At 71.1% G+C, this 11,478-nt stretch carries 8 protein-coding genes; 6 read left to right on the forward strand and 2 right to left on the reverse strand.

The annotated features are described in order from the left end of the window. Positions 1–62 precede the first annotated feature (62 nt). The 3 genes from JHN63_RS18955 to JHN63_RS18965 all read left to right on the forward strand — a co-directional run bounded on the left by JHN63_RS18955 (position 63) and on the right by JHN63_RS18965 (position 6,032). Positions 63–3,797 carry an ABC transporter ATP-binding protein gene (locus JHN63_RS18955; RefSeq protein WP_200682264.1) on the forward strand — a complete coding sequence of 1,245 codons (3,735 nt, stop codon included), beginning with the start codon at positions 63–65 and terminating at the stop codon, positions 3,795–3,797. 344 nt (positions 3,798–4,141) lie between these two features. Beyond that, entirely contained in the window at positions 4,142–4,534 is a 393-nt protein-coding gene (locus JHN63_RS18960) for a hypothetical protein (RefSeq protein WP_234477356.1), read from the forward strand. An 82-nt stretch (positions 4,535–4,616) separates the two neighbouring features. Further along, the gene (locus tag JHN63_RS18965) at positions 4,617–6,032 is read left to right on the forward strand and encodes a S28 family serine protease (protein ID WP_200682265.1); all 1,416 of its coding nucleotides are present in this window, start codon (positions 4,617–4,619) and stop codon (positions 6,030–6,032) included. A 40-nt stretch (positions 6,033–6,072) separates the two neighbouring features. Here JHN63_RS18965 and JHN63_RS18970 read toward each other — a convergent pair whose 3' ends face one another. Next, on the reverse strand, positions 6,073–6,702 hold the full coding sequence (locus JHN63_RS18970; protein WP_200682266.1) for a hypothetical protein: 630 nt from the start codon (positions 6,700–6,702) through the stop codon (positions 6,073–6,075). Between the two features lie 111 nt (positions 6,703–6,813). Further along, positions 6,814–8,598, reverse strand: coding sequence for a glycoside hydrolase family 3 protein (locus tag JHN63_RS18975; protein WP_374222923.1), 1,785 nt, complete (start codon positions 8,596–8,598; stop codon positions 6,814–6,816). Positions 8,599–9,056: 458 nt separating this feature from the next. Between JHN63_RS18975 and aroA the strand changes: the two genes are divergently transcribed. The 3 genes from aroA to JHN63_RS18990 form a co-directional block, all read left to right on the forward strand. Beyond that, entirely contained in the window at positions 9,057–10,298 is a 1,242-nt protein-coding gene (aroA, locus tag JHN63_RS18980; protein ID WP_200682268.1) for a 3-phosphoshikimate 1-carboxyvinyltransferase, read from the forward strand. A 22-nt stretch (positions 10,299–10,320) separates the two neighbouring features. Beyond that, positions 10,321–10,941, forward strand: a complete 621-nt coding sequence (locus tag JHN63_RS18985; RefSeq protein WP_200682276.1) for a GNAT family N-acetyltransferase — start codon at positions 10,321–10,323, stop codon at positions 10,939–10,941. A gap of 103 nt (positions 10,942–11,044) precedes the next feature. Further along, a partial coding sequence (locus JHN63_RS18990) for an alpha/beta hydrolase (RefSeq protein ID WP_200682269.1) occupies positions 11,045–11,478 on the forward strand: 434 nt, incomplete at its 3' end.

The following is an 11,478-nucleotide window of genomic DNA, read 5'->3' on the forward strand; positions in this document are numbered from 1 at the left end:
CTCCATTTCACGTTGGTGCCTTTCGGAAGACCAGCTGATCAGGGGCGAACGGAAGGCACCGCGTGGCAGCGAAACAGGGGGAGACACCGGGGCAGGCACAGGGCTGGGCCCGAAGGCTCGCCGGATACGCCTGGCGGTATCCCAAGGACGTGGTCCTGGCCCTCGGCGCCTCCCTCGCCGGCATGGCGGTCATGGCGGTCGTCCCGCTGGTCACCAAGGTGATCATCGACGACGTGATCGGCGGCCACACCCGCTCCATGGCCCCCTGGGCGGCCGCCCTGATCGTCGCCGCCCTCCTCGTCTACGTCTCGACGTACATCCGGCGCTACTACGGCGGCCGCCTCGCCCTGGACGTCCAGCACGACCTCCGCACCGAGATGTACGGGACGATCACCCGTCTCGACGGCCGCCGCCAGGACGAGCTGTCCACCGGCCAGGTCGTGGGCCGCGCGACCAGCGACCTCCAGCTCATCCAGGGCCTGCTCTTCATGCTCCCGATGACCATCGGGAACGTCCTGCTCTTCGTGATCTCCCTCGCGATCATGGCCTGGCTGTCCCTGCCGCTGACCCTGATCGCCCTGGCCGTCGCCCCCGCGCTCGGCTTCATCGCCCGCCGCAGCCGCAGCAAGCTGCACCCCTCCACCTGGTACGCGCAGGCCCAGGCCGCCGCCGTCGCGGGAGTCGTCGACGGCGCCGTCAGCGGCGTACGCGTGGTGAAGGGCTTCGGCCAGGAGGACCAGGAGACCGGAAAGCTCCGCGAGGTCGGCCGCCGCCTCTACGCGGGACGCCTCCGCACCATCCGGCAGAACGCCAAGTACACCCCCGCCCTCCAGGCCGTCCCCGCCCTCGGCCAGGTCGCGATGCTCGCCCTCGGCGGCTGGCTCGCGGTGCGCGGTCACATCACGCTCGGCACGTTCGTCGCCTTCTCCACCTACCTCGCCCAACTCGTCGGCCCGGTCCGCATGTTGGCCATGGTCCTCACGGTCGGCCAGCAGGCCCGCGCCGGCACCGAACGCGTCCTGGAGCTCATCGACACCGAACCCTCGATGACGGACGGCACCAAGGAACTCCCCGCCGACGCCCCGGCCACGGTCGAGTTCGACGACGTCTCCTTCGGCTACGACGACGACCGCCCCGTCCTCAAGGGCCTCAGCTTCGAGATCCACCCCGGCGAGACCCTCGCGGTCGTCGGCTCCTCCGGCTCCGGCAAGTCCACGGTCTCCCTCCTCCTCCCGCGCTTCTACGACGTCACCCACGGCGCCGTCCTCATCGGCGGCCACGACGTCCGCGAGCTGACCCACGACTCCCTCCGCGCCGCGATCGGCCTGGTCCCCGAGGACTCCTTCCTCTTCTCCGACACGGTCCGCAACAACATCGCCTACGGCCGCCCCGACGCGACCGAGGAGGAGATCCTCACGGCCTCCCGGGCCGCGCAGGCCGACCGGTTCATCGCGGAACTCCCCGAGGGCTACGACACGAAGGTCGGCGAGCAGGGCCTCACCCTCTCCGGCGGCCAGCGCCAGCGCGTCGCCCTCGCCCGCGCGATCCTCACCGACCCGCGCCTGCTGGTCCTGGACGACGCGACCTCGGCGGTGGACGCGCGCGTCGAGCACGAGATCCACGAGGCGCTGAAACAGGTCATGGAGGGCCGGACGACCCTCCTCATCGCCCACCGGCGCTCCACCCTCAACCTCGCCGACCGCATCGCCGTCCTCGACGGGGGCCGCCTCGCCGACATCGGCACGCACGAGGAGTTGCAGGAGCGCTCACCGCTCTACCGCCGTCTCCTCACCGACCCCGACGAACTCGGCGGTGTCTCGCCCGGCCACGCCCTGCCCACCGCCGCACCGGCCGAAGACACCTCCGTACGCGCGGAGTTGGACGCCGAGTTCGACGCCGAGCGCGGGCTCACGCCCCGGCTGTGGACCGGTGACCGCGAACCCAAGGACACCGCGCTGTCCGGGATGCCCGCGACACCCGAACTCCTCGCGCAGGTCGACGCGTTGCCCCCGGCGACCGACACCCCCGACATCGACGAGGCACGCGCGGTACGCGCCGAGGACTCGTACGGTCTGCGCCGGCTGCTGCGCGGTTTCGGCACCCCGCTGCTGATCAGCCTCGGCCTGGTCGCCGTGGACGCGAGCATGAGTCTGCTGCTGCCGATCATGATCCGGCACGGCATCGACCAGGGCGTCACCAAGATGGCGATCGGCGCGATCTGGTCCGCCTCGCTGCTGGCGCTCGTCGCTGTGGTCGTCCAGTGGGTGGCACAGCGCGGCGAGACGAGGATGACCGGACGCACCGGGGAGCGGGTCCTCTACACGCTCCGCCTCAAGATCTTCTCCCAGCTCCAGCGCCTCGGACTCGACTACTACGAGCGGGAGTTGACCGGCCGGATCATGACGAGGATGACGACGGACGTCGACGCGCTGTCCTCGTTCCTCCAGACGGGCCTGGTCACGGCGTTCGTCTCGGTCGTCACGTTCTTCGGCATCATGGTCGCCCTGCTGGTGATCGACATCCAGCTCGCGCTCGTCGTGTTCGCGACGCTTCCCCCGCTGATCATCGCGACGTTCTTCTTCCGCCGGGCGAGCGTGAAGGCGTACGAACTCGCCCGTGAGCGGGTGTCGTTGGTCAACGCGGACCTCCAGGAGTCGGTGTCGGGGCTGCGGATCGTGCAGGCGTTCCGGCGTGAGAAGGACGGCGGTCGCCGCTTCGCCGAGCGCAGCGCCAGCTACCGTGCGGCCCGCACCCGGGGCCAGCGGCTGATCTCGGTCTACTTCCCCTTCGTGCAGTTCCTGTCGTCGGTGGCGGCGGCGTCCGTACTGATCGCGGGCGCGGGCAGGGTGGACGACGCGACGCTGACGACCGGCGCGTTGGTCGCCTACCTCCTCTACATCGACCTGTTCTTCGCCCCGGTCCAGCAGCTCTCCCAGGTCTTCGACGGCTACCAGCAGGCCACGGTCTCCCTGGGCCGCATCCAGGAGTTGCTCCAGGAACCGACGTCCACCCGAGCCGCAGACGAACCCCTCGAAGTCCTCTCCCTCCGTGGCGACATCGCCTTCGAGGACGTGCACTTCGCGTACGGCGACGACGAAGAGGCCATCGGGGGCGTCGAGTTGACGATCCCGGCGGGCCAGACGGTCGCCTTCGTCGGCGAGACGGGCGCGGGCAAGTCGACGCTCGTGAAGCTCGTCGCCCGCTTCTACGACCCGACGGGCGGCCGGGTGACGGTCGACGGCACGGACCTCCGCTCGCTGGACATCACGTCGTACCGCCACCACCTCGGGGTCGTCCCCCAGGAGGCGTACCTCTTCCAGGGGACCGTCCGCGACGCCGTCGCCTACGGCCGCCCCGACGCCACCGACGCCGAGGTGGAGGCGGCGGCCCGCGCGGTCGGCGCGCACGAGATGATCGCGACGCTCGACGGCGGCTACCTCCACGAGGTCGCCGAACGGGGCCGCAACCTCTCGGCGGGCCAACGCCAACTGCTGGCCCTGGCCCGCGCCGAACTGGTCGACCCCGACATCCTCCTCCTGGACGAGGCGACAGCGGCCCTGGACCTGGCCACAGAAGCCCAGGTCAACCAGGCCACCGACCGCCTCGCCGGCCGCCGCACCACCCTCGTCGTAGCCCACCGCCTCACCACGGCCGCCCGCGCGGACAGGGTCGTGGTGATGGATCACGGAAGGGTGGTGGAGGACGGCACACACGACGAGCTGTTGGCGCTGGACGGGTACTACGCCGAGCTCTGGCGGACTTTCGTCGGAGAGGACGCGCCCGCGACCGCCGCCTGACCCGCGTGGGCTCGCAGCCACATCGAGCGCCGGACGGAGTCCGGCCGCCGTCTCGATGCCCGGGAGGCCCGCCAGGGCCGAGCGGTGCGAGAGCGGCATGGGGAGGTTCTGCCCACGGCAGGGTCGTGGAGGACGGCACCCACGACGAGCTGCTCGCGCTGGACGGGTACTACGCCCGGCTGTGGCGCACGTTCGTCGGTGTGCCCGAGTCGGAGGAGCCGGTCGTCGCGCCCCGTTGACCCCTCTTTGCCCGTTCGCCTCCGAGGTGTCGGGGGGCGCGCAACCGTGCGACATACGTCTTGCGTCCGTACATCAGTACGCTGTTCGGCTGCTGTGCGGGAGGGATGACTGTGGAGATGGGTGCGCTACGACGGCGGGTGGCGCTCGGCATGGCCGTGCTCACCGCGTCCGGACTGCTCGCGCTCACGGCCCCCGGCACCGCCCAGGCGGCGGCGGTCTGCCCGGGGCGGGAGGTGGCGACGCTGCCCTTCTCCACCGGCACCGTCCATGTCTTCCGGCGGGGCGACTACGTCTGCGCGTACACCGTCCCCAAGAGCACCGGCGCCAAGCGCACGATGTCGGTCAGCGTCCAGGCGCGCGGCAGCCGCCCCGTCGTCGACAAGGGGCGCTACACACACCGGGCCGGTCCGGTCACCGTGCACGCCGGGCACCGGTGCGTGCGGATCAAGGGCGTGGTCGCGGGCGGGTCGGTCACGTCGGGCTGGATCCTCTGCTGACCCGACGTGAACAACCTCCTCTGGTGTGACTGGAGTTGCTCCGATAGCTTCCGGTTCACAACTGCCTCACAGGGGAGATTGCATGCGCAAGGCGCTCAGATGGCTGCTGGCGCTCACCGTGCTCATAGGCACGCTGGGTACGGCCGGGGTGGCCACCGCTGCCCAGACCGGCCAAGTCACTGATATCAAGGATCAGTTGCTGGCGATACCCGGCATGAGCCTGATCCAGGAGAAGCCGTACACCGGCTACCGCTACTTCGTCCTGAACTACACCCAGCCGATCGACCACCGGCACCCGTCCAAGGGCACGTTCCAGCAGCGCATCACCGTGCTGCACAAGGACGTCTCACGCCCGACGGTCTTCTACACCAGCGGCTACAACGTCTCCACGAACCCGAGCCGCAGCGAACCGACCCGGATCGCGGACGCCAACCAGGTCTCCCTGGAATACCGGTACTTCACGCCGTCCCGGCCCGCCCCCGCCGACTGGTCCAAGCTCGACATCTGGCAGGCAGCCAGCGACCAGCACCGCGTCTTCAAGGCCCTCAAGTCGATCTACACCAAGAACTGGATCGCCACCGGCGGCTCCAAGGGCGGTATGACGGCCACCTACTTCGAGCGCTTCTACCCGCACGACATGGACGGCGTCGTCGCCTACGTCGCCCCCAACGACGTGGTGAACAACGAGGATTCGGCCTACGACCGCTTCTTCACCAAGGTCGGCACCAAGGAGTGCCGCGACCGCCTGGACGCCGTACAGCGCGAGGCGCTGGTGCGCAGGGAACCGCTGGAGCAGAAGTACGCGGCCTACGCGGCCGAGAACGGCTTCACCTTCACCACCGTCGGCAGCCTGGACAAGGCCTACGAGGCCGTCGTCCTCGACTACGTCTGGGGCTTCTGGCAGTACAGCCTGCTCTCCGACTGCGACAGCATTCCGGCGAACGCGGCGACCGCCACCGACGACGAGATCTGGACCTCGGTCGACACGATCTCCGGCTTCTCCTTCTACACCGACCAGGGCCTGGACCCGTACACCCCGTACTACTACCAGGCGGGCACCCAACTCGGCGCCCCCACCATCCAGTTCCCGTACATCGAGAAGAAGTACATCCACTACGGCTACCAGCCGCCCCGCAACTTCGTCCCCCGCTCCATCCCGATGAGGTTCCAGCCGGGCGCGATGCGGGACGTCGACACCTGGGTCCGCCACCACGCCGACCACATGCTCTTCGTCTACGGCCAGAACGACCCGTGGGGCGCCGAGCGCTTCGCCGTCGGGAAGGGCGCGAAGGACTCGTACGTCTTCACCGCGCCCGGCCTCAACCACGGCGCGAACGTGGCCGCCCTGACCGCCGACCAGAAGGCGCTCGCCACCGCCCGCATCCTGGCATGGGCCGGCGTCCCCGCCCCGACGACGGCACAGGCCAAGGCCCTCGCACCGTACGACGCGAAGCTGGACCGGCAGGACATCCAGCGCGAGCCGACGCTCCGCCCGTAGGCAACTCCGGTGCCGCGCCCGGTCGTTGGTGGTCAGTCGACTACACCGGCCGGGCGCAGCCCACCGGTTGCTCGCCGCCGAGCTGGACGTACAGGGCCGTCGACGCGGGGCAACTCGCCCGCCGGAGCACGGCTTTGACGACCCTGTACTGCGGCTTCCGCTGCCCCGAGCCGTCGCACGCCGTCTCCCGGACCTGGCCGCTGCCCGAACCGTAGACGCAGTCGCCGACGATCGTGCGGGGCCCGCCCCCGCCGCCCGGATCGCCGGGGTGCGGGGGCTCGAGGTTGCGCATACAGGCGTAGCCCTTCGGAATGACCCCGTCACGGCCCGCGCCCGACGAGCCCTGGGCGCTGATGTGCAGCACGAAGTCCGTGGTCGCCGGGCACGGGGGACCGCTGCCCACCTCGCCGTCGTACCGGGCGACGACGCGCGCGGCGGCCCGCTCACTGGTGCACGGCACCTCGGTGAAACTCGTCGTACCGAAGGAACTGCACTCGTCGACGCCGAGGAACACCGCGCCGTAGCCGGTGGGTTGGGTGACCGTGGGCGCGGCGGACGCCTTCCGGCCGAGCCGGCCGTCCCCCCGGTCGGAACCGCCCGCGGACGAGCAGCCGGTCACCAGGGCGGCGAGCAGCGCGCACACCACGCCCACGCTCCATCGCTCACGCATCGATCCCCCCGGCTGCCCCCGCCCAGCGTGACCCGCCGCGGCGGGCGCACGCCAGCCGTGCGGGGGGCTTTGGGCCAGTTGGCGGGGGCGGGGCGGCTGCGGAACGTACCCCTAGTACGACAGTCCGTGACCGATCGGATACAGCACCTGCGTCGCGTCGTCCGCGCGCTGCACCGCCACCGGGAGCTTCCCGCGCGGCCGGACCCGGCCCGCGATCACCCGTGCCGCCGCCCGGAGTTCGACGTCGGTCCAGGAGTAGGACGCCAAGTAGGCCGACACCGTGGGCAGTTGGGCGACATCGTAGGGGTTGCGGACGGCGACGGCCACGACCGGCCGCCCGGTGGCGAGGAGTTGCTCGACGAGCGTCTTCTGCGCACTGCCCGCCGTGACGTTGTACGTCGCCACGACCACCGCGTCCGCCGCCCGCGCCGCGGTCACGGCCGCCGCGACGGTGGCGGCGGAGGGCTCGGTACCGGTGGACCGCGCGGTGGCCGTGAACCCCAACTCCCCGAGAGCCGCCGCCAGTACACCGGTGGGCGGACCCGTGGTACCCGTGGGGGAGGCCGGATCGGCGCCGACCACCAGCACCTTCCCGTGCGTACGACGGGACAGCGGCAGCAGCCCGCCCTTGTTCACCAGCAGGGTGGTCGTCCGCTCGGCGATGCCGGCGGCGGTGGCGCGATGGGCGGCGGTCCCGACCGTGCGGTCCACCCCCGCCCGGGTGACGTACGGCTTCTCGAACAACCCCAGCCGGGCCTTCAGCCGCAGCACCCGCAGGATCGACTCGTCGAGCCGCGCCTCCGTCAACTCCCCGTCCCGCACGGCCTTGAGGACGGCGTTCCAGGCGATGTCGAGGGAGGGCGGGTTGAGGAGCTGGTCCACCCCCGCCTTCAGCGCGAGCACGGGCACGCGGTCGTCGCCGTACTTCTGGCGTACGCCCTCCATGCCCAGCGAGTCCGTGATCACCACCCCGTCGTAGCCCAACTCCCCACGCAGGATGCCGGTGAGGATCGGGTGGGAGAGGGTGGCCGGGTCGCCGGAGTCGTCGAGGGCCGGGACCATGATGTGCGCGGTCATGATCGAGTCGATGCCCGCGGCGACGGCGGCCCGGAAGGGGACGGCGTCGAGCTTCCCCCACAGTTCGCGGCTGTGGGTGATGACCGGGAAGCCGAAGTGGCTGTCCACGGCGGTGTCGCCGTGCCCGGGGAAGTGCTTGGCGGTAGCCGCGACCTGGCTGCTCTGATACCCCTTCACCTCGGCGGCGACGAGGGCGGCCACCGCGTCCGGGTCGGCGCCGAAGGACCGTACACCGATGACCGGGTTGGCCGGGTTGACGTTCACGTCGGCGTCGGGGGAGTAGTCCTGGTTGACGCCCATCGCGCGCAGCTCGGCACCGGAGATCCGGCCGAGGGTGCGGGCGTCGGCGGGGGAGCCGCCGGCGCCGATCGCCATCGCGCCCGGGAAGAGCGTCGCGGGCGCGCCGATCCGGCAGACGGCGCCGTGTTCCTGGTCGGTGGCGATCAGCACGGGCAGCCCGCGCGGCTGTTTCAGCGAGGCCTTCTGGATGCCGTTGGAGAGGTCGGCGATCTGATGCGGGGCGCGGGTGTTGTGCGCCCAGCTGAAGTAGATGATGCCGCCGACCCGATACCTGGCGATCAGCTCGGCGGCCGTCCGCACCCCGATCTCGCTCAGGTTGGCATCGATGTCGGCCTGGTCGGGGGCGGTGGCGGAGTGGCCGTAGACCCGCATCACGAAGAGCTGGCCGACCTTCTCCTGCAAGGTCATACGGGAGATCAGCGCGCGGAGCGACTTGTCGTCGGCGTGGGCGGTGCCGCCGACGGCGAGGGACGCGGTGACGCCCATGGTCGCGGCGAGGACGGTACGTCTGGAGGGCACGTGCGCTCCTTCCGGAGTGGTCCCACGTCGGATCCACATCCGATCCGGTGTCGGATCCACTTCCGATCCGGTGAAGGAAACTTCCGAGCTTTCAGCAGTATCCGGGAAGTTTCTGCCAGTCAAGGGAGTGCGCACGGTAGCTCATGGAGGGGCCGCCATCGGCGCAGTTGGAGGGGGGCGCGCCGATGACGGCGTGCTGTCGGCCGCGGTGCGGAGGAGAGGGTTGGTCAGCGTTCGCAGCCAGCAGCGAGGCCGACGCCGTACCGCGGAGACTCATCCGGCAGCATGCCGGTTGGACGGAGGGGAGGGGACGCGGGTTCCCTTCGGCCGGCCGATTCCCGGAAGTCGGTGCGCCTGGGGACAGTGGGACGGACGGGACCGCTCACCGGCCCGCGCGGGGGTCGTCCATCCCGTGGACGTCCCGGCGGGGCGGGCGACCGCCGCCCGATCATGAGGGCATGCCCGTAGTCGATGTTCCCGGTTCCAAGTCCATCACCGCCCGCGCGCTGTTCCTGGCGGCGGCGGCCGACGGCGTCACCACCCTCCGGCGCCCCCTCCGCTCGGACGACACCGAGGGGTTCGCCGAGGGACTGACCCGGCTCGGCTATCGCGTGGGCCGGAGCCCGGACGCCTGGCGGATCGACGGCCGACCGCAGGGTCCGGCGGTCGCGGAGGCGGACGTGTACTGCCGGGACGGCGCGACGACGGCCCGCTTCCTGCCCACGCTCGCGGCGGCCGGCCACGGCAGCTTCCGCTTCGACGCGTCCCCGCAGATGCGCCGCCGCCCGCTCCTTCCGCTGACCCGGGCCCTGCGCGACCTGGGCGTGGACCTGCGCCACGAGGAGGCGGAGGGCCACCACCCGCTGCGGATCGAGGCGTCGGGTGTCGAGGGCGGCGAGGTGGTGCTCGACGCCGGCCAGTCCTCCCAGTACCTGACCGCGCTGCTCCTGCTGGGCCCTCTGACCAGGAAGGGCCTGCGGATCAGGGTCACCGACCTGGTCTCCGCGCCGTACGTCGAGATCACGATCGCGATGATGCGGGCGTTCGGGGCGGAGGTGCACAGGGAGGGTGCTGTCTATGTGGTCCCGCCGGGCGGCTACCAGGCGACCACGTACGACATCGAACCGGACGCGTCCACCGCCAGCTACTTCTTCGCGGCGGCGGCCCTGACGGGCGGCGAGGTCACGGTCCCCGGGCTCGGCACGGGCGCGCTCCAGGGCGACCTGGGCTTCGTCGACGTACTGCGCCGGATGGGCGCGGAGGTGGAGACGGGCGCGGAGGGCACCCGGGTGCGGGGGACGGGCGGATTGCGCGGCCTCACGGTCAATATGCGGGACATCTCGGACACCATGCCGACGTTGGCGGCCATCGCTCCCTTCGCGTCGGGACCGGTGCGTATCGAGGACGTGGGCAACACCCGGGTGAAGGAGTGCGACCGGCTGGAGGCCTGTGCGGAGAACCTCCGGCGGTTGGGGGTGGATGTGCTGACCGGGGACGACTGGATCGAGATCCGGCCGGGGGCAACTCCCGTCACGGACACGGAGATCAAGTCCTACGGCGACCACCGCATCGTCATGTCCTTCGCGGTGGCCGGGCTCGGGGTGCCGGGTATTTCGTTCGACGACCCGGGGTGTGTGCGGAAGACTTTCCCCGGTTTCCACGAGGAATTCGCGTCCCTGCGGGGGCAGTTGCCGGCGTGAGGGGACGGGTGTGGAGTTCGGGGTGGGGTTGGCGCTGAAGGCTCCGGTCCTGGCGGGCCGACTGGTGCGCCTGGAGCCGCTGGAGCATCGGCACACGGCCGAGCTGGCGGTGGCGGCGGAGGAGGACAGGGCTTCGTACGCGTTCACCTGGGTCCCGAGGGCCGACGAGGTGGAGGCCTATGTCGACGCCCAGTTGGGCCGCGCGGCGACGGGCCGGCTCGCGCCGTACGCCCAGGTGTCTACGAGCACGGGGAAGGCGGTCGGCGTCACGGCCTACTGGGAACCCCGCTCCTGGCTGACGGACGATCAACTCGACGCCGTGGAGGTCGGGTTCACGTGGCTGGCCGGTTCGGCGCAGGGCACGGGGGTGAACGCGGAGGCCAAACTCCTGCTGTTCCGGCACGCGTTCGAGGAGTGGGGCGTGTCCCGGGTCGACCTGAAGACGGACGCCCGCAATGACCGCTCCCGCGCCGCGATCCAGAGCGTGGGCGCCCGCTTCGAGGGGGTCCTGCGCAACTGGTCCCGGTCCTGGGCACCGGGGGAGGACGGTCTGTTGCGGGACTCCGCGATCTACTCGATCACGGCGGAGGAGTGGGCGGAGCGCAGGGGGGAGTTGGAGGAGCGGGTGGCGCGGTGCGCGTAGTGGGGTTGAACCGGTCGTAGGTCGACCGTGAAGGTTTCGTGCAGCTGTTCCACCGCTGGAGACGAACTGGATCGAGGTGGCGGTACCGGCGAGGATCGGGGGCATGACCGCGTACCTCATCCTCCACGGCTGGCAGAACCACCGCCCGAAGGACCACTGGCAGCACTGGCTCGCCGACCGCCTCCGCGCACTCGGGCACCACGTCACCTACCCCCAGCTGCCCGACCCCGACGACCCCGATCTGGACGTATGGCTGGGTGAACTGGGCCGCCATCTCGATGAGTTGCCGTTGCCGGATGGCCCCGACTCCGAGCGGGTCGTCCTCGCGCACAGCGCCTCCGCCCTGCTCTGGCTGCACGCCGTCGCCCGCGGGCTGGTCCGGGGCGGTGAGGTGGACCGGGTCCTGCTGGTCGGGCCGCCGTCCGCCTCCGTGGTCGCGAGCTATCCGGAAGTGGCCGGATTCGTCCCGCCCGCGGCCGACTTCACCCTCCCGGGCAACGTCCGCCTCGTCGCCGGCGACGAGGCGGACGTCGACGA

It is taken from the genome of Streptomyces sp. MBT65 (genome assembly GCF_016612545.1).
Lineage (GTDB): Bacteria > Actinomycetota > Actinomycetes > Streptomycetales > Streptomycetaceae > Streptomyces.

Excerpts from the sequence above, each read along its gene's own strand:
- JHN63_RS18960 (WP_234477356.1), top strand. The coding sequence starts at position 4,142 with ATGACTGTGGAGATGGGTGCGCTACGACGGCGGGTGGCGCTCGGCATG.
- JHN63_RS18965 (WP_200682265.1), top strand. The coding sequence starts at position 4,617 with ATGCGCAAGGCGCTCAGATGGCTGCTGGCGCTCACCGTGCTCATAGGC.
- JHN63_RS18970 (WP_200682266.1), bottom strand. The coding sequence starts at position 6,702 with ATGCGTGAGCGATGGAGCGTGGGCGTGGTGTGCGCGCTGCTCGCCGCC.
- aroA (WP_200682268.1), top strand. The coding sequence starts at position 9,057 with ATGCCCGTAGTCGATGTTCCCGGTTCCAAGTCCATCACCGCCCGCGCG.